The sequence below is a fragment of the Bacteroidia bacterium genome, assembly GCA_016218155.1.
Classification (GTDB): Bacteria; Bacteroidota; Bacteroidia; order Bacteroidales; family GWA2-32-17; genus GWA2-32-17.
Genome location: JACREQ010000069.1, coordinates 198,531 through 218,922 on the forward strand (window position 1 = coordinate 198,531; position 20,392 = coordinate 218,922).

Annotated in this window: 17 protein-coding genes; 9 read left to right on the top strand and 8 right to left on the bottom strand. The window is 31.7% G+C overall.

Annotated features, from left to right (window positions below; translation table 11 throughout):
- Positions 1–16 precede the first annotated feature (16 nt).
- From HY951_12880 to HY951_12890, 3 genes are all read left to right on the top strand, one after another.
- Positions 17–1,822, top strand: a complete 1,806-nt coding sequence (locus HY951_12880) for a 3-isopropylmalate dehydratase large subunit (protein ID MBI5540951.1) — start codon at positions 17–19, stop codon at positions 1,820–1,822.
- A 16-nt stretch (positions 1,823–1,838) separates the two neighbouring features.
- Positions 1,839–3,614, top strand: a complete 1,776-nt coding sequence (locus HY951_12885) for a 3-isopropylmalate dehydratase large subunit (protein ID MBI5540952.1) — start codon at positions 1,839–1,841, stop codon at positions 3,612–3,614.
- Positions 3,615–3,790: 176 nt separating this feature from the next.
- Positions 3,791–4,030, top strand: coding sequence for a DUF3820 family protein (locus tag HY951_12890; protein MBI5540953.1), 240 nt, complete (start codon positions 3,791–3,793; stop codon positions 4,028–4,030).
- 3 nt (positions 4,031–4,033) lie between these two features.
- Here HY951_12890 and HY951_12895 read toward each other — a convergent pair whose 3' ends face one another.
- The 3 genes from HY951_12895 to HY951_12905 form a co-directional block, all read right to left on the bottom strand.
- The gene (locus tag HY951_12895; protein MBI5540954.1) at positions 4,034–5,857 is read right to left on the bottom strand and encodes a carbon starvation protein A; all 1,824 of its coding nucleotides are present in this window, start codon (positions 5,855–5,857) and stop codon (positions 4,034–4,036) included.
- A gap of 391 nt (positions 5,858–6,248) precedes the next feature.
- Positions 6,249–6,758, bottom strand: a complete 510-nt coding sequence (gene tpx / locus HY951_12900; GenBank protein ID MBI5540955.1) for a thiol peroxidase — start codon at positions 6,756–6,758, stop codon at positions 6,249–6,251.
- Positions 6,759–6,890: 132 nt separating this feature from the next.
- Positions 6,891–7,652 (bottom strand): MBL fold metallo-hydrolase, encoded by a 762-nt coding sequence (locus HY951_12905; protein MBI5540956.1) that lies wholly within the window; start codon positions 7,650–7,652, stop codon positions 6,891–6,893.
- A 75-nt stretch (positions 7,653–7,727) separates the two neighbouring features.
- Between HY951_12905 and HY951_12910 the strand changes: the two genes are divergently transcribed.
- The 3 genes from HY951_12910 to HY951_12920 all read left to right on the top strand — a co-directional run bounded on the left by HY951_12910 (position 7,728) and on the right by HY951_12920 (position 11,105).
- A complete protein-coding gene (locus HY951_12910) occupies positions 7,728–8,432 on the top strand; it encodes an SAM-dependent methyltransferase (protein MBI5540957.1) in 705 nt (234 codons plus the stop codon).
- 47 nt (positions 8,433–8,479) lie between these two features.
- Positions 8,480–10,591, top strand: coding sequence for a hypothetical protein (locus tag HY951_12915; protein ID MBI5540958.1), 2,112 nt, complete (start codon positions 8,480–8,482; stop codon positions 10,589–10,591).
- A 73-nt stretch (positions 10,592–10,664) separates the two neighbouring features.
- Entirely contained in the window at positions 10,665–11,105 is a 441-nt protein-coding gene (locus HY951_12920) for a T9SS type A sorting domain-containing protein (protein MBI5540959.1), read from the top strand.
- A gap of 1 nt (position 11,106) precedes the next feature.
- Here the strand turns inward: HY951_12920 and HY951_12925 are convergent, their stop codons facing one another.
- The 5 genes from HY951_12925 to HY951_12945 are packed head-to-tail and all read right to left on the bottom strand — an operon-like array spanning position 11,107 to position 16,871.
- Positions 11,107–12,261, bottom strand: a complete 1,155-nt coding sequence (locus HY951_12925; GenBank protein MBI5540960.1) for a SpoIID/LytB domain-containing protein — start codon at positions 12,259–12,261, stop codon at positions 11,107–11,109.
- Positions 12,261–13,382 carry a lipid-A-disaccharide synthase gene (gene lpxB / locus HY951_12930; protein ID MBI5540961.1) on the bottom strand — a complete coding sequence of 374 codons (1,122 nt, stop codon included), beginning with the start codon at positions 13,380–13,382 and terminating at the stop codon, positions 12,261–12,263. The genes HY951_12925 and lpxB overlap by 1 nt, the downstream gene beginning before the upstream one ends.
- A 9-nt stretch (positions 13,383–13,391) precedes the next feature.
- On the bottom strand, positions 13,392–13,691 hold the full coding sequence (locus tag HY951_12935) for a hypothetical protein (GenBank protein ID MBI5540962.1): 300 nt from the start codon (positions 13,689–13,691) through the stop codon (positions 13,392–13,394).
- On the bottom strand, positions 13,675–14,460 hold the full coding sequence (gene surE / locus HY951_12940; GenBank protein MBI5540963.1) for a 5'/3'-nucleotidase SurE: 786 nt from the start codon (positions 14,458–14,460) through the stop codon (positions 13,675–13,677). Before surE ends, HY951_12935 begins: the two co-directional genes overlap by 17 nt.
- Before the next feature lie 50 nt (positions 14,461–14,510).
- Complete coding sequence (locus HY951_12945; protein MBI5540964.1) at positions 14,511–16,871, bottom strand: TonB-dependent receptor; 2,361 nt, start codon at positions 16,869–16,871, stop codon at positions 14,511–14,513.
- 394 nt (positions 16,872–17,265) lie between these two features.
- On the opposite strand from HY951_12945, the gene rpsA reads away from it, so the two are divergent.
- Genes rpsA through HY951_12960 form a run of 3 tightly spaced genes read left to right on the top strand, consistent with a single transcriptional unit; the run spans position 17,266 to position 20,379 of the window.
- On the top strand, positions 17,266–19,071 hold the full coding sequence (gene rpsA / locus HY951_12950; GenBank protein MBI5540965.1) for a 30S ribosomal protein S1: 1,806 nt from the start codon (positions 17,266–17,268) through the stop codon (positions 19,069–19,071).
- A 42-nt stretch (positions 19,072–19,113) separates the two neighbouring features.
- Complete coding sequence (locus HY951_12955) at positions 19,114–19,455, top strand: STAS domain-containing protein (GenBank protein ID MBI5540966.1); 342 nt, start codon at positions 19,114–19,116, stop codon at positions 19,453–19,455.
- Between the two features lie 18 nt (positions 19,456–19,473).
- Positions 19,474–20,379: a ribonuclease Z gene (locus tag HY951_12960; GenBank protein ID MBI5540967.1), complete on the top strand. Its 906-nt coding sequence runs from the start codon at positions 19,474–19,476 to the stop codon at positions 20,377–20,379.
- Positions 20,380–20,392 lie beyond the last annotated feature (13 nt).

Genomic DNA, 20,392 nt, shown 5'->3' on the forward strand with positions numbered 1-20,392 from the left:
TATAACAAATTATACAATGACTATAATTGAAAAAATAATTGCTAAACATAGCAATCAATCTGTTGTTAAGGCTGGTGACATAGTGGATATTTTTATCGACTCAAGAGTTGCCCGCGATTTTGGTGGTGCAAACGTTGTAAAAAATTTAGTAGATAACGGTTTAAAAGTTGCTGATTCAACTAAAACTTTTTTTACTTTCGATTGTAATCCTACAGGTTCTGATCAGAAATATGCTGCAAACCAACAATATTGCAGAGAGTTTGCCCGCGAAAACGATATTAAAATTTATGATATCGATGCCGGAATAGGAACTCATTTAGCAATGGATAATGGTTTGGCATGGCCCGGAAGTACTTTTGTTTCTACAGATTCTCATGCAAATATTATGGGTGCAATTTGTTCTTTCGGACAAGGTATGGGCGATCAGGATATTGCTGCAGCATGGGCAAAAGGTTCTATTTGGTTTAAAACTCCACCTTCAATAAAATTAAATTTTACTGGAAAACTTGACAAACAGGTTTCTTCAAAAGATTTTGTATTAAATCTATTAAATATTTTTGGAGCAAATAAACTACTTGGATATTCTGTTGAATTTTATGGCGAAGCAATAGAAAAATTAACTCTTTCAGATAGAATAACAGTTGCCTCAATGGCTACTGAAATGGGTGCAATTATTTTCCTTTTCCCACCAAATAAAGAAGTGAAAAATCATTGCGAAAAGAAAACTGGTAAGAAAATTGAAGCACCACTTGCTGATGAAAACGCAGTTTACGAGCAAGTAATTGACATAAATGTTAATTCGTTTAAACCAATGCTTGCCTTACCTGGTAAGCCTCACGACAATACTCCTGTTCAAAAAGAAAAAGGTAAAAAAATCGATTCTGCAATTATTGGAAGTTGTACAAATGGAAGAATTGAAGATTTAAGAATTGCAGCTAACATTTTGAAAAATAATTCTGTTGCTCCGGGTGTTGTATTAAAAATTGTTCCAGCTACAGATGACATTTGGAAAAGAGCATTAGACGAAGGTCTTATTCAGATTTTTAAAAATGCAGGCGCAATGATTTCTAATGCTGGTTGCTCAGGTTGTGCAGCTGGTCAGGTTGGACAAAATGGTCCGGGCGAGGTAACAATAAGTACAGGAAACAGAAATTTTGAAGGAAAACAAGGAAAAGGTTTTGTTTATCTTGCTTCTCCTGGTGTTGTTGCTGCATCTGCAATTGCAGGATATATTACAACTCCTGATGATATTCCAATTAACCCTACCCTATTTGAAAAATCAAAAAATCCTGTTGCCGCTAAAAAAATAATTAAAGAAGTAAAACAGGATAAGCCATTGGTCGCTGAAGGCAAAGTTTGGGTTATCCTAAAAGATGATATTGATACTGATATGATCTTCCATAACAGATATCTTGCAATCACTGATATTAAGGAAATGGGACAATATACTTTTGATAACTTAAAAGGTTATGAAGATTTTGCAAAAAAAGCAAAACCCGGAGATATTGTTATTACTTCTAAAAACTTTGGTGCAGGAAGCTCTCGTCAGCAAGCTGTGGATTGTTTCTTATCATTAGGTATATCTTGTATTCTTGCTGAATCATACGGAGCAATTTATGAGCGAAATGCAATAAATGCAGCATTACCAATTTTAAGTTATAATCCTGAAATCCTTAAATCCATTGATATTCAAACTGGCGATACTGTTAAAATAGATATGGTTGCAGGGAAAATAACAAATCTTAAAAACAAAAAAACTACTGATATAAATAAGTTTACCGAAGTTCAAATAAATATTTACAAAAACGGAGGTCTGCTTTAATTATAATTTGAAATTTATGGGACAAACATTTGCCGAAAAAATATTTGGAGCACCTGCTGGTGCAATAGTTTTTAAAAAACCTGATTTAGTTTTAACTCATGATAATACTGCAAGTATTAAAAAGACATGGGAAAAAATGGGTGGAACAAAAGTTTTTAACCCAAATCAATTATTAATTACTTTGGATCACAACGCTCCTCCTACCGATTCAAAACTGGCAAATGATTATGAGACTATAAGAGCCTTTGCTAGAGCTCAGGGAATAAATAAGTTCCATGCTGCCGGTGATGGTATTTGCCATCAAATTATGTCATATTACGCAAAACCAGGGATGATAATAGTTGGTAGCGATAGTCATACTTGTACAGCCGGAGCTTTTAATGCCATGGCTGCAGGTATTGACAGAACAGAATCAGCAGGTCTTTGGAAAAAAGGTGAAACATGGTTCAGAGTTCCTGAGTCAATTAAAGTAACACTTAAAGGCAAGTTAAATAAAGGTGTATATGCTAAAGATATAAGTCTGTGGATAATTGGCAAAATCGGAACCGATGGAGCCAATTATATGTCCATAGAATATCATGGCGAAGGTGTAAAAACTTTATCAGTTTCGGCAAGAATGACATTAGCCAATCTTGCATCTGAAATGGGTGCTAAAAATGCAGTCTTTCCTGCTGACGAAGTACTTGCTTGTTTTATTGGAAACCAAAATGCTAATAGTGTTTGGGCTGACTTTGATGCAAAATATTTTAAAGAGATTGAAATTAACTTATCTGATATTTTCCCGGTTGTAGCTGCTCCACATAGCCCAGAAAATGTAAAGGCAGTTTCTGAAGTTCAGGGTGTTAAGCTAAATCAGGGTGTTATTGGAACCTGCACAAATGGTCGTTTGGACGATTTAGAAATCGCAGCTCAAATACTTGATGGAAAAACAATTGCAAAAGATTTTCAATTATTGGTTATTCCTGCTTCAAAAGATATCTATATGCAGGCAATTGAAAACGGAACTATCACAAAATTGATGAAAGCCGGAGCTACAATTCTTGCCTCTTCATGTGGACCATGTCTTGGAACCGGACAAGGAATTCCAGCCGATGGATTTAACGTAATTTCAACTGCAAATCGAAATTTTTTAGGGCGAATGGGTAATAAAAATTCAAACGTTTACTTGGCTTCGCCGGCAACTGTGGCTCATTCTGCAATTTGTGGCGAAATCACAGATCCTAGAGGTGTAAAAGCTAACGATAAGTTCATTTCCGAGATAAATGTAGCTACAACTACATCAATTCCTAAGGGCGAAAATCGCAAAACAGAAAATATCTGGAACTATTCAGATGCCGATAATTTAAATACCGATCAGATGTTTGCCGGAAATTTAACATACTCAGTTACCAGCTCAGATGCAATTGGAATTATGCCTCACCTGTTCAAAGGTTTTGATGATAGCTTTGCAGAAAATGTAAAAGCAAACGATATAATTTTTGCTGGTGATAATTTTGGTTGTGGAAGTAGTCGCGAGCATCCGGCTGTTGGACTTGCAGAAGCAGGTGTAAAAGCGGTTATTTGCAAATCGGTAAATCGTATTTTTTATCGCTCATCAGTAAATCAGGGATTACCAATTTTAGTTGTTCCTGACGCTGTAAATGCTTACAAACAAGGTTCAAAAGCTTCTGTTGATTTTGCAAAAGGAGAAATCAATATTGATAACAAAATATTTAAGTTCGCTCCTCTTCCAGATCAACTTATGGCTGTGTTTGATGCAAAAGGCCTGGTGAATTATTTGAAGAATGCATAACCCTTGTGTCATTCTGAACAAAGCGAAGAACTTTATCTTACGAAGTAAAATCTAATTCGTGTCCAGATCCTTCACTTCGTTCTGGATGACATCCCAGTTTTTGTCATTCAGAGCAAAGCTATGAATCTAGTCAAAAAAACAAATTATATTTGCAATACTTAACCCAATAGTTTAAAATGGATCCAGCCCCAATAAGCGACTCAAAAGTTTTACTTGAAATTGTAAGCACAAAAATGCCATTTGGCAGATATGAAGGAACTTTAATCTGTGATTTACCCGAAAGCTATATTGTTTGGTTTAAGCAAAAAGGATTTCCCAAAGGCAGATTAGGCATATTGTTAGAAACAATGTACGAAATAGAATTAAATGGTCTGAATGAACTACTCAGACCACTTAAAGCAAATTTTAGAGGATAATTATTACATTTCTTCTTTCAGCGCTCTTTTACCTCTTATAACAGCAATCCATTTTGGTATAGCATCAAAAATTATAGAGAATACACAAAACATAATTACCAAGGTTAAAGTAAGATTAATAATGCCTTGTAAGTGTTTATCTTCTGTAAATATTTGAGGCCAATAAATATTAATTATGTTTTTTACACCTGCTATAACAGTTGTTATACCAACAAAAAATAATGGGAGTATTGTTACCCATGAGTATTTTGCTCTTCCACGGTTTATAATATAACTGGTTCCAACCGTTAGTGCGATAGTTGCTAATAACTGATTCGCAGTTCCAAACATGGGCCATATTGTTGAAACACTGCCAGAATAAATAAAATAAGCCCAGGCAAAAACAATTAAACCGCTGGCTAATAAATTTCCGGGAATCCAGTTTGGTCTTGCAAAAGGCTTGTAAATTTTACCTAATGATTCTTGCAAAACAAATCTGCCTATCCTGGTTCCTGCATCAATTGTGGTAAGTATAAACAATGCTTCAAACATAATTGCAAAATGATACCAGTATGACATTAGCCCTTTTAATCCGGGTATTGCAGAAAATATTTGTGCCATACCAACTGCCAGAGAAACCGCCCCTCCTGTTCTGCCAACAATATTTTCACCAACTTCTTTAGATAATTCCTGAATATTTGAATCGTGTAAACCCATAGCATGTAATTGTGGTAATATTGTCTGAAATTTTTCGGGACTAACATTTATTTGAAAATAATCGAGTGGTAAAAGACTTGCAGCAGCAATAAGAGCAAGAATACTAACAACACCCTCGGCTAACATTGAACCTACAGCAATTGGTCTTATATGTTTTTCGTTCATTATCATTTTTGGTGTTGTACCGGAACTCACCAGTGCGTGAAACCCGGAAATAGCTCCACATGCAATTGTTATGAATAAATACGGAAACAATGTTCCCGGAATTATTGGTCCTCCACCATCCATAAAGCTTGTAAATGCAGGCATCTGCAAATTAGGTGTTACAACAATTATCCCAACTGCAAGCATTGCAATAACCGCTAGTTTCATAATTGAACTTAAATAGTCTCTGGGTGCTAACAATAACCAAACTGGTAATACTGAGGCTAAAAATCCATATATAGCTAATAAAATAGTGAGTGATTTATGGTCGTAAGTAAACCATGATGCAATAGAAGAATCTGGAATATACCTGCCATAAATTACAGCTAATGATAAAAGTATTACTCCAAAGATTGTTGCTTCAGTAGTTTTTCCTTTTCTGAATTTAAACATCCAAAGTCCCATTATTAGCGCAATTGGGATTGTTGCAGCTATTGTAAACGTGCCCCAGGAGCTTTCGGAAAGTGCATTTATAACAACAAGCCCAAGTCCTGCCATTGCAATTACAATAATTATTAAGATTGCCACAGAAGTCACGCCCCCGCTTATTTTACTAATCTCAAATCGGGCAATTTCAGCAAGCGATTTTCCATCATGTCTAACGGAAGCTGTAAGTATAACAATATCGTGAACTGCACCTGCCAACACTGCTCCCACTATCATCCATAAAAATCCCGGAAAATATCCAAACTGAACTGCAAGCACTGGTCCTACCAGTGGTCCGGCACCGGCTATTGCTGCAAAATGATGTCCGAATAATATCCATTTACTAGTTGGCTGGTAATTCTGACCATCATATAATTTTTGAGAAGGCATTGCTCTCCTCTCATTAATCATTAAAACTTTTGCTGCAATAAAACTAAAATATAAACGATAAGCAAGTGCAAAAACTGCTATTGCTGTTATCACCAAAGGCATTGCATTCATTTCTTTTCCTTAATTTTAATTTGTAAGAAATCTGAATTTTATTCAAAATTATAAAAAACAATTATCTATATCTATTAATATTAAAAATAAATCTTATTGTCATTCTGAACGAAGTGAAGAATCTAGTCAACAATCAAATTAATTATTCTTAACTCAACCACTCTGCCTCGGCGTAGAACACTGATAATGAAAAAGTAATTAAAGAATATTAATAAAAAATGGCACAAACTTTCGTATGTGCCATTTTTAATAAAATTTATCATTCTGAACCTACCTGCCGTCATCCTGAGCGGAGTCGAAGGAAGGCAAGCAAAGTGAAGAACTTTTTCTTACAAAGTAAAATCTATTATAAAATAGATGCTTCATTACATTCAGCATGACAAACGATAATTTATAAACTTTTTGCTACCTCTAATGCTTTATCATAATTAGGATGAGTTGTTACTTCTTTAACATACTCCACATATTTAACAATACCGTCTTTATCGATTATAACAATACCTCTTGATAATAAACGTAATTCGTCAATTAAAAAACCATATTTTAAACCAAAATCAGTGTCCTTATGATCTGAAAGAGTAATAACTTTATCAATGCCTTCAGCACCGCAAAAGCGACCAAGTGCAAATGGTAAATCGCATGAAATTGTTAGAATAACAACGTTCTCAAGTTTTGCTGCATCTACATTAAAATGACGTGTTTGTGCAGCGCAAACACCTGTATCAATTGATGGAACAATAGAAAGAATTCTTACTTTTCCATTATAATCACTTAGTTTGTGGGGTTTTAAATCGTTTGCCAGTACAGTAAAATCTTTTGCTGTATCTCCTACTTTTACTATGCTTCCTACTAATGTTAAAGGATTTCCTCCGAATGTAATAACTCCCTGATGTTTTTCCATAATTTTAATTATTAATTATTAAATATTTTTGCAAATGTAGTAATTTTTATATTTAAGTAAGTGATTACTTATTAAATTTTATTTTTCTTTCTAGTGTTATAAAACATTATATACAATAAACGATTTTATAAACTAAATATCAATACTTAAGCCATCATAAGCCAACTCAACATTATTTGGCAGTTCAAGACTAACAACCTTATGAAAACCCATCATGTGGCTTATATGTGTTAGATATGCTTTTTCAGGTTTCACTATTTCAATTAAAGCAAGTGCTTCTTCTAAATTATAATGTGAAAGATGTTTTTTCTTTCTAAGTGCGCTAACAATTAACACCTTAACTCCATTAAGTTTAATAATTTCTTCCTCCGGAATATTGTTAATATCTGTAATATATGCAAAATCTTTAAACCTGTATCCAAAAACCGGAAGCTTGTGATGAAATCCACGAATAGGAATAATTTTTATGTTATTTATTTCAAAAGGGTTATTTGAAATTTCATGCAATGCCATTTCCGGTATTCCCGGGTATTTAAAATCGGTAAAAGCATAATGGAAATCAATCTTTAAAGCATCCATCACCCTTTCTTCTGCATAAATATCCATTGGTCTTTTATAAATCCAGTTGTATGAACGAATATCGTCTAATCCTGCAATATGATCTTTATGCTCATGTGTAAAAAGAATGGCATCAACTCGTTTTACTTTTTCACGAAGCATTTGCTGCCTGAAATCAGGTCCTGTATCAATTACTAAGAAAGTATCATTTTCTTCAATAAGTACAGATGAGCGTAATCGTTTATCAAGAGAATCGGTAGATAAACACAATTCACAATCACATGCTATTACAGGCACACCCTGCGAAGTTCCGGTTCCTAGAAATGTAACTTTCAAAATAAAATGATTTATACAAAAATAGAGATATTATTTCTTTTTATAATGTCATTTGTCTTTTTGTATCTTTGCTATATGAACGGAAAATTATATTTAATTCCAACCCCGCTTGGTGAAGAATTTTTGCCCGAAGAAAGTTCAGCGCAAATTGCTAAAGTAATTTCTACATTAACTGTTTTTATTGTTGAAGAACTAAGAACAGCCCGAAGATTTTTAAAAAAAGTTTATCCCTCAATAAATATTGATGCTACTACTTTCTATATTCTGAACGAGCATACAACTGCAGCAGAATTTGAAACTTATTTAAAAAATTCTGAGAATGGAACTGATATTGGACTAATTACTGAGGCAGGATGTCCGGCAATTGCAGATCCAGGTTCGCAAGTTGTTAGAATTGCACATAAGAAAGGTATTAAGGTAATTCCTTTGGTTGGACCATCATCAATAACATTAGCACTAATGGCTTCGGGATTAAACGGACAACAATTTGCATTCTTAGGATATTTGCCAATTAAGCCACTGGAAAGAAAAGCAAAAATACAACAAATTGAAAAACGGTCTAAAACCGAAAGTCAAACACAGATATTTATCGAAACTCCTTACCGTAATCACTCACTTTTAAATGAATTAATTGCAACCTGTAATCCCGACACGTTGTTATGTATTGCATGTAATATTACTCAAAGTGATGAGTTTATTGCAACATTTAAAATTAAAGAATGGAAAACCAAAACTATTGATATACACAAGAAACCAGCAGTTTTTTTATTGTTATCTTAAAATTAAAATTTTAGGCATATGATTTGAAAATTGAAAAAAAAATGAAAATGAAAAAATATAAAATTTTCACTTTAGCAATTCTTCTAATACCATTGTTTTCAATTAGTCAAAATGAAGAAATCATTTTTCCTTTAAAGCATTCTTATACTTTAACATCTCTAAAATACTCACCAGATAAACAATATATTGTTACTGGCTCAAATGACTGGACATTAAAACTATGGTATGCTTCAAATGGAGCATTAATGAGAACTTTTTCGGGACACACAGGGTCTGTTAATTGCTTTGATTTTTCGGTAAATGGAAAATACTTAGCTTCAGGATCAAATGATAGTTCAGTAATTATATGGGATTTAACTTCCATTATTAAATATAATCTGTTTCAAAATATTGGTGGAAAAGTAACTTCAATAGCATTTAACCATAACAACGAGAACATAATTATCGGAACTAATAATGGAAAGTTAACGGTAATTAATATTAATACAGGAAAAATTGAATACAACTACTCGTTTTCAAAAACTAAGATAACACAAGTAGGATTTACTAAAGAAAAAAATAAACTCCTAGTTTCCACATCAAATCAAACTTCAGAAAGCGATAATACTATCGATCAAAACTCGGCAGGTTCACTATTTTTATTTGATTTGGACAATTTTAATAAACCTATTGCCATTAGCAATTATAAAGAAAATGTAATTAATTTTTGTTTTAGTGCCGACAGTGAAAAAGTTGTAACTTCGGCTGGCAATGGTATGGTTAGGGTATGGAAAACCAAAAGCTACATGGAAGAGATTGCTTTTAAAAACATTAATTTAAATCCTGGTGTAGTTTTTATTTCGGGAAATGGAAAAATGATTGGTGTAGCTAGTCAGAATGAGAGTACAATTAATCTTTGGCGAATTTCAGGCGAAAAACTTTTCGACTTTCAATTAGAAAAGGGAAAAGCCATATATGGAGAATTTAATACCGATTTCACTAGAATCCATATTTGCAATGACTTTGGTTCTTTCCTAATTTATGATCTTGATGCACGTTCAAGAGACGAGATTGGACAGTACTTACAGACAGAAAGCTCACTTACTGCATTTGCATTATCAAAAACATCAAATATGATGGCATTGGGTTTTGGTAATGGTTTGTTAAAAGGATTCAACTTATCTACATGTTTACCATATAAGTTAACTTTATCACAAAGTTCCAAAGTAATAGATCTTGCTTTTTCAGCTGATGAAAAGAGGCTTTGCACATCAAATGATCAAACAGTTATTTATTATGAAAACAGTGATAAAACTGAAGCAGGAAATGCAATTGAGACATTTTTAGAAACTTCAACCGGAACTATTAAGAGTATTTTTGCATTTAAAACCGAGTATGTAACTGCAATATCAACTTATGGAAACTATTGTTTATCAGGCTTAAATTCAGGAACAATAAAATTGCACGATGTTAATTCAGGTAAAGAATTAAACGTATCTGCTTTTCACGATTACGATATTACAGATATGTCAATTTCTTCTGATAATAAATGTGTAGTAACATCGTCTACTGATGCAACAATAAAAGTCTGGAAAGTTGATGCAACAAAGTTCACACAAACAAATACATTTTCTTTTAATAACGAAATAACAAATATAAAATCAGTACTTAACAATAAATTATTAATTGCTTCAGAAAAAGGTTCTGGATTAATTTTTATTAATGATTTAAAAAAAGGAAACCAGTATACCATTAGTGAAAATAGCGACATAACAGATATTGATATTTCTGAAAAAGATTCACTTGTTTATTCATCTTATAATGCAAATAAAACATTATGTAAAGCATATTCTTTTATTACACATAATGAGGTTTGGAACTTTAATGATATAGGCTCAAAGATTATTAAATTATCATATTCCGATAAAAATAATTTATTATTCTGCGCACTTGAGAATGGTTTAATTATCATATTAAATGCAAAAACCGGAAAAAAAATTGCAACTATATTAATTTATAAAAATAATGAATGGTTAATTTTTACACCTGAAAATTATTTTGATGCCTCAGCAGGATTACTTCCTAAAATTAATATTATTAATAAATTACAATTTATTAATCACGAAGAGATTGAAAAGTTTCATCAAAAAGGAATTTTGGCTAAAATATTGATGCAGTAATTTGTTTTCATTATTCTACTATTTAATATAACATTCTTAAATGAATGTCGTATAACAATAAAAATAAAAGATTATGAACAGAAAATGCTACTCAAAAAACGGCTACTCTTCTGATATTATTATCAATAGAGTTCTTTCTGATCTAAACAAAATTAATTTCAATAAAATTTTGCTTTCATTATTATTTATTGGAATTACCTTTTCAGGTTTTTCCCAAAATTATACTGACAGCTTAAAATCAGGTGTTAATTCAGGTTTCTATCAACAAACAGATCCGCTTAATGTTTTTTATGATGCAACAAATGATAAATTTGTAATTGAAAATAACACAAAGCAATTTCATAATTTCAATTTTGGAATTTATAATATTACAGGAACTCCGATAAAAGAATTTCAGTTGGAATCATTAAATGGTAAAAACACCGAAATTCCAATTGAGTTAAATGCTGGAATTTACATTGTTAATATTACTGATAAATCTTTTTCCTACACAAAAAAGTTTATTATAAGATAGTTTATGGATTTTTGAAAAAGTTTAATGCTCTTAGACTTACAATATAAGTATTTTTATAATAAAATTTAATGATATCCTGATAAGTTATTCCATGCTTTGCCATTTGCATTGCCCCTTCCTGGCATAACCCAACAGCATGCCCATATCCTCTACCCTTAAACACCATATTATTATTAACAAAATACACATTAAAAAATGTAGACCTTAAATTAAAATCAAGTCTTATTTTTCTTAATGCAATGCTATCATTTAATATTTTGTAATATGTTTTTCTTTTTATCTGATCAAAATTAAAGATAATTGTATCATTTGGATAAGTACTAACTGCAAATCCGTTTGAGATCAGATATTGCATCCATTTATCAACTGGAATTGTTTTTTCCCAAGTTGCACATCTTTGATTTATACAATATGAATCAATTACCGGCTTTAAATAGGATCTTGATTTTAACCAAACATCTTCTGAACCCACTGTTTGTCCGCCACAATTTGAATGAAATGCAGCAGTAATGAGGTTTAGAGTACTGTCTACTATAACCAGTCCGGAAGTTTTATTTGTTGCTTCAGGAATATCAAAATTACTTAAGCTTTTACCATTATAAGCCTGACAATGGACATTATCACATAAATAATAACCTTCTGTAATGTGTCTTGTCAAATTCTCCAAAGCATATGTTCTGCATATTACAGCCTGAGTTTTATAATATTCGAGATTTGCTTTTTGTCCACCCTCGCTTTCAACAACACCGGCAACATAATTCTCAATTTCTACATCATTAATAATAAAAAAACTTTTGTTTAAAACAGAAATCTTTAAATCATCATCATACAGTCGCTGGTTTATAGAAGGAATAACACACTTTACTTTTGCATAATTTGTATTTGAAACACCAACAATATTAAGACTTTTAAAAGTTCCGAATTTTGAAGAAAGGGATTTTATATCAATTGAATCACCATTCTGAATAATACTTACTGCCTCATTCTTGTTTAATGTTGTTATTAAAACTGTATCGCAGTAAATATTATATTTTCCGACTACCGGAGCGAATACTAACGACTTAACATTGCTTTCACTAAAAGCTCTTATTTTTAAACGTTGTCCAAAAATGCTATAACTAAAAAGAAGAAAAACTAAAATTGCAAAATACTTCATTATTTACTTTTTAATAATTCTACCATAATTTTTGCAATTCTTTTTGATGCTCCGGGCTCACCTATTAATTTACTCAAAAGTTCATAATCTGATAGTATTTGCTCACGTTTTTCACCTGTTGTGATTAATGTTAATTCGTTTTTTAGATTATTAACTGTAAGTTTTCCCTGAATAAGCTCCGTAATAGATTCTTTATTAAGAATAATATTTACTAACGAAATATGTTTAATACTTACAAATAATTTTGCAATAATATAAGTTAACGGTGAAGTTTTGTAACATACTACCTGAGGAATGTTAAAAAGTGCTGTTTCTAAAGTTGCAGTTCCGGAAGTTACTATTGCAGATTGAGCATTTTTTAATATCTGATAGGTTTTTCCAAATACAATTGGCACTTTTTGATTATCCATGTACTGATTATAAAAATCTACACTAATTGATGGAGCTCCTGCAATAACAAATTGAAAATCATTAAAATATTCGACTATCTTTAACATTAAAGGCAGCTTTTTTTTAATTTCCTGCTTACGACTTCCTGGCAAAATTGCTATAATTGGTTTACCCGATAATTTATTTTGTATGCAAAACTCATTAAAAGGAGGAATATTTTTTTGTTCATTTGCAATTGCATCTAACAATGGGTGCCCTACAAACTCAACATCTATATTAAATTTTTTATAGAACTCTTTTTCGAATGGAAGAATTGTAAACATTTTGTCTACATATTTTCTTACCTGTTCAACTCTTGACTGGTGCCAAGCCCATACTGTAGGAGAAATATAATAGAAAATTTTAAATCCTTTGGATTTTGCAAATTTTGCAATTCTTAAATTAAATCCTGGGTAATCAACTAAAATTAAAACATCAGGAGAATATGAAACAATATCCTGTTCGCAGAATTTAAAGTTTTTTTTAATTGTTCTGATATTTGCAATAACCTCAGTAATGCCTAAAAAAGCTAGTTCTTTTATATGTTTAACTACATTTACATTTTTTGAAATCATTAAGTCGCCACCCCAGCCCCTAAACTCTGATGAAGGATCAAATTCTTTAATCTCCTGAATTAAATTGGATGCGTGAAGATCACCCGAAGCCTCTCCTGCTATAACATAATATTTCATAGCTCTAAATTATACAAAGTATCGGGTAATAACAACTAAAACTGCCCAGATTAAAGTAGCAAAAATAACTCCCCTCACACTGTAGTATAATTCTTTATTTAGAAAAAGATAAAAAATTGCAAGATTTGGAATAGCACATAAACTTAAAATATTTGAAAGCGCAGAAATGCTCCAAACAAATTCTATATATGATTTAAAATTATCAACATTGCTTTTAAAGAAAGAAAAAATAAAAATGGTTATAATGGGAATTGCCAATCCCAAGGCTAAACCTAACCATATATTATTGTATTTAGATTTTGCTTTCATAAGTCCAATCGCGCAATTTTTTTATGCCTTCATAAGAAGTTAAATCAACATGAATAGGAACAATTGCAATATATTTATTTGCTAATGCCCATTCGTCAGTATCTTTTGCATCTGGTTCAAAATTATGAAAATCGCCTGTAAGCCAAAAATATTCGCCTTTATGTGGATCAATTCGTCTTTCATATTCTTCTTTCCAAACACCACGGGTCTGGCGACAAACTCTAACCCCTTTAACTTTATCGAGCGGAATTACCGGGAAATTTACATTTAAACATGTTCCAACCGGTAAATCGTTTTCCATTACATTTTGAAATATTGAAGCTACATAAGCCTTTGCAATACTAAAATCGGCATTTTCAGAATGATCTAATACAGAAAATCCAATAGACGGAATACCATTTAAACAACCTTCAATTGCAGCACCCATAGTACCTGAATAAATAACAGATATTGATGCATTACTTCCATGATTAATTCCTGAAACCAAAAAATCTGGTTTATGAAGTAATAACTGATTTATAGCAAGTTTTACTGAATCTACAGGTGTGCCAGAGCAGCTATAAATGGTAACGCCTTCATCTTCAGAAACTTTTTTTACTCTTACCGGCATATTTAAAGTAATTGCATGAGATTTACCAGATTCACCTTTTTCAGGAGCAACAACTACCAAATCACCAAAAGGTTTTATAATATCAATGAGTACTTGCAATCCTTTTGCATTTACGCCATCATCATTCGATAAAAGTATTAAAGGTCTTTTCTTCTTCACAATATTCTTCTTTAAAAATTCTTGTAAAGATAGTAAATGAAAATGAAATTCTAAATACTCATAACATATTGTAAAGAAATGGCTCTTGGTGGCCTTAAATCACCAGGTCTTCCCATATATTCTTTATTAAAAAGATTTTTAATAACGAATGATATTTTTGAATGTTCATTAAGAGTATATGATATTCTAAAATCAAAAACTATATTTCCTTTGTTATGTTTTTGTCTGTATTCGTATAAACCTGGTAATAATTCAATTCCAACTCCAGGACCATCACCCATTAAGTCTTCAAAAGCCTTATCGATATTTAACATTTTACTTGTATAAATAACACTTATACCTGTTGCAATTTTTTTATAATTTATTTCTAAATCTGCCTTTGCAGTATGATAATTTCTATACTTTAAAACATTTGACTTTGTTGATTTTGTAGAGTCATTAACTTCAACATTCATATCAATCGGATTAGTATATGTATATCCGGCAAGTAACGTAGTTGGAAGTCCAAAAAGTTTACCCTGACCAGTAAAAGTTATATCAACTCCATTTATTCTTGAATTTCCAACATTTATTGACTGAAAACCAAGGCATTTTAATCCATTAGCTCCAATCACAACCAAATCTGCTGAATCTTTAACATCAAGTGCTTCATAAGTCTCAGGATTATAAAAACCAAATGTATATTCCATCATTTCATGATATTCTGTCCAGAATCCTGCAATATCCAAATAACCATTCCAGTTGCTTATTTTAACACCTTGCTTTAAACCTATCTCAGCACTCCAACCTGTTTCAGGTTTTATTTTGGGGTTTGGAAAAATATTTAATAAACTAACACTAGTACTTGTATATTTTTCAGCAATAGTCGGAAAACGATAACCCTGACCAAATGATGATCTTAAGAACGTATGTTCACTCAACTGATAACTTGCGCCTAATCTGAATACAGGCTGGATTGGAATATCCTTAATTGTATCAGCTCCAATAACAGTTTGTGTTTCATCTTTATCTATTCTGAAATACTCAGCACGAATACCTCCTGAAATATTTAGTAAGCCAAATTTCTTATCAAATTGAGAATAAATAGATGCATTAGTTGAATTATGAGAACCAAAAAGCCTTGCAACAATATCTGCATATGTACCAAGAGCTCCTATAGTCCAGTTTAAATTTCCTTTTAATTGTCTTTGAAATTGATATTCGAGATAAAACATATCTGCCTGACTGTTTTTTTCGGGCTCTGCAGGAATTTCATTTTTTGTTCTGAAATACCGACCTCTTACACTATGTTTATATCCTTTTTTATTAAAGTATGTTATAAAAGGATCTAAATTTACTCTTGAACCAATACTTCTAGATGCTGTAGCTTTATCTTGTCTATATGCACCAGAATCAGCATTTAGCCATAAAAAGAATTCTGTTTTATCCATATTCATATAGTTCCCATTCAAACCATAGCTTAATCCTTCAACTTTTGCATCACGATATCTTAAATTAAAATTTCCTCTCACACGTTCTTCAGTTTCAAATTCTCTAAAACCATCATCACTATATGCATTTCCACCTAATACTAAATCTAAGTTTTTAATTTTTTCTGAATGTAAAAAGCTTGCACCCTGAAATAATGGCTGGCTATTACCCCACCAAATAAGTTCTTTACGTTCAGGATTCATATACATACCATTAAAAATTGTAACTTTTGTTTGCGGTTCGTCTTTTGGGTAAGCAGTACGCATATTTATTACACCGTTTAATGCAGACGAACCAAATAAAGCAGATGATGCACCTTTAATAATCTCTATCTGTGAAATATTTTCAATAGGAATAAAATTCCATTTTACATCACCAATATCAGCCGACAAAATTGGCAAGTCATCAACAAGCATCATAACCCTGCTTCCTGCACCATAACTATAACCACTACCTCCTCTTATACTAGGCTGATCGTCCATAACATCTACACCTGGAACCTGATTTACAGCAATATCGGCACTAACCATATTATTATTCTCTATCATTGAAGGTTTTATAACCTCCATTGAAACTGTAACTTCTGATATTTTTTGCTCAAACTTTCCTGCACTAACTACTATTTCACTTATCATTTCAACTTCTTCAGACATAGAAACATTCAACGAAACAATTTCATCTGATTTAATTTCTATTGAACGTAATTCATTTTTATATCCGATAAAATTAAAAGAAGCCTGATGTTTACCAGGTGTTACTTTAATAATGTAATAACCATTTGCATCAGAAGTACCTCCTGATTTATCTTCTAGAATAATATTTACACCGGGTAATGACTCTTTGGTTTTTGAATCAATAATTCTCCCCTTTAAAGTAGCTGTCTGAGCATTAGAGACTTGCCAAAATACAATAGCAATTAATACGAAAAAAAATAATTTCATACAATTTGGTTTAGTTGCGGCAAAAATACGGTATTTTTTTTAAGCCCTTTAAAAGCTTTTTTTAATATGATAATTAAAAAAATCAACAATTTTATAGAAAATTCTTAGGATAAAATAGTTAGATATCTAATAAATTATTTATTTGAATATGACTTTTTTTACTAAACACTTATTAAAATATGTAAAAAATGCTTAATTTTGCAGTCCCTAATTAGGGTCTATAAATAATGTCTAATTTATTAACTAACTTAATTTTAATTAAATGGCAAAAAGAAATCCAGGCCTTTTGGCTGACGAAAACGAAGAAGCTGTAAAAATTCTTAATCTTGACGAAAACGATTTAGATCTTGAAAATGATGACGTAATTGTTGACGAAATAGAAGAAGATGAGCCTATTAAGCTCGAAAAAAAGCACGATGATTTATCAAATTTCAATTGGAATGCAACAGGTAAAAAGGATGATACCTATTCTGTTGAAGAACGTGCAAAATTAGAAGACTTATACTCAAACACACTTTCAACAATTTCTGAAAATGAAGTAATTGAAGGTACAGTTGTAGCAATGAACAAACGCGAAGTTGTTGTTAACATTGGATACAAATCTGAAGGTGTTATTAGCTTAAACGAATTCCGTTATAATCCTGATTTAAAACCAGGCGAAAAAGTTGAAGTATTAGTCGAAACTCAAGAAGATACAAACGGACAATTATTACTTTCACATAAAAAAGCCCGTTCAGTAAAATCATGGGATAGAGTTAACAAAGCTCTTGAAGATGCTGAAATTATTAAAGGGTTTATTAAATGTCGTACAAAAGGCGGTATGATTGTAGATGTTTTTGGAATTGAAGCATTCTTACCAGGTTCACAAATCGACGTTAAACCAATTCGTGATTACGATGTATTCGTTGGTAAAACAATGGAATTCAGAGTAGTAAAAATCAATCAGGAATTTAAAAATGTTGTAGTATCTCATAAAGCTTTAATTGAAGCTGAATTAGAACAACAGAAAAAAGATATTATCTCTAAACTAGAAAAAGGTCAGGTACTTGAAGGTACAGTTAAAAACATTACATCATATGGTGTATTTATCGATCTTGGTGGAGTTGACGGATTAATTCATATTACTGACCTAAGCTGGGGACGTATTTCTCACCCAGAAGAAATTGTACAATTAGATTCAAAAATCAATGTTGTTATTCTTGATTTTGATGACGAGAAAAAACGCATTGCTTTAGGTTTAAAACAACTTACTCCTCATCCATGGGAATCTTTAGATGCTAACTTAAAAATTGGCGATAAAGTAACCGGTAAAGTAGTAGTAATGGCTGATTATGGTGCTTTTGTTGAAATAGCTACTGGCGTTGAAGGTTTAATTCACGTATCAGAAATGTCATGGTCACAACATTTAAGATCTGCACAAGATTTCTTAAAAGTTGGTGATGATGTAGAAGCTACAATATTAACACTTGATCGCGAAGAGCGCAAAATGTCACTTGGAATTAAGCAATTAAAAGCTGATCCATGGGCTGACATCGAATCAAGATATGCAGTTAAGAGCAAACATACTGCTACAGTTCGTAACTTCACAAACTTTGGTGTTTTTGTTGAATTAGAAGAAGGTATTGATGGACTTATCCATATTTCAGATTTATCATGGACTAAGAAAATTAAACACCCAGCAGAATTCTGTTCAATTGGTGACACTATTGAAATAACTGTATTAGAAATTGATAAAGAAAACCGTAGATTAAGTTTAGGTCATAAACAACTTGAAGAAAATCCATGGGAAGTATTTGAAACAATTTTCACTTCAGAATCAGTTCACGAAGGAACAATTATTTCAATAAATGATAAAGGTGCTACAATAGCTTTACCATACGGTGTTGAGGGTTTTGCAACTCCAAAACATTTAGTGAAAGCTGACGGTACAATGGCAGTAGTTGAAGAAAAACTCGAGTTTAAAGTAATTGACTTTTCAAAAGAAGCAAAAAAGATTATTTTATCTCATACAAGAGTATATGAAGACAACGAAAAAGCAGAAGTTGTAGCTAAAAAGAAAACTAAAAAAGCTCCAAAAGCTGAAGCAGCTCCTAAAGTAGAAAAGACTACACTTGGCGACGTTACTGGTTTAGCAGCGTTAAAAGACCAAATGGAAATTTCTGAAAAGGATGCAAAAAATAAAGAAAAAAATAATGAATAATAATTCCCTGTATATTTTAAAAAATATTATTATTTTTATACGATGGAATTTAGCATAGAAAAGAAAGACAATTATACCTTAGTTAAGGTAATGGTTGAGAAGCTGGATACACATATTGCTCCCGCTCTTAAATCAGAATTAGTTTTGGTTTCAGGCAATGGTGAGAAAAATATTATCCTCGATCTTAGCAACTGTCGTTATTGCGACTCAAGTGGATTAAGTGCAATTCTTGTTGCGAACAGACTTTGCAAAAATGCGAATGGAACTTTCGTTCTTACAGGTTTACAACCTGCTGTAGAAAGATTAATAACCATTTCGCAATTAGATACTGTTCTAAACATTTCTTATACACTTGATAAAGCAGTTGACTTAGTTGGCAAGTAAGGATTTAGTGTAAATCTAGTGGCAATTACTTTAACGATACTGGGCAGTAGCTCGGCTCTGCCTACGTCGGATAGATATACCAGTGCTCATGTACTTAATGTACATGAGCATTTGTTTTTAATTGACTGTGGTGAAGGCACTCAGATGAGATTCCGACAATTAAAATTACATTTTAATAAACTTGATAGAATTTTTATCAGCCACCTACACGGCGATCATTTTTTTGGAATTTTTGGTCTCCTCTCCACCCTTCAACTTTTGGGAAGAAAAAATGAATTACACATATATTCCTTTTCAGGTCTTGAAGAATTAATAAAAGGAACTCAGTTTGGAGAAGAATTTACATTTCCAATAATTTTTCATAATCTTCAGAATAATAAAAAAGAAGTTATATACAGTGATAAAAAAATTGAAGTAACTGCATTTCCTTTAAATCATAGAATACCTACATGCGGATTTGTATTTCGCGAAAAACCAAAATTATTAAAAATATTAAAAGAAAAAATTCAGGAATTCAACATTCCTGTCTCTAAAATTAATGATATAAAAAATGGCAATGATTTTGTCACTGAGGAAGGTAAAGTAATACCAAACAAAGAATTAACTTTAAATACAGATAACCCAAGAACATATGCATATTGTTCCGACACAATTTATTCCCCTGAAATTATACCATATATTAATGGTGTAAATTTACTTTATCACGAAGCTACTTTTTTGGAAAATTTATTAGAACGAGCAAACACAACCTTTCATTCAACTGCATCACAAGCTGCAGAAATTGCAAAAGCTGCAAAAGTTGAAAAATTAATTATTGGTCATTACTCAGTAAGATATAAAGAGCTTGATGGATTCCTCACCGAATCAAGAGAAGTTTTCCCTGAAACATATTTAGCTAATGACGGGCTTCAATTCGAAGTGTAGAATTAGATAAAAA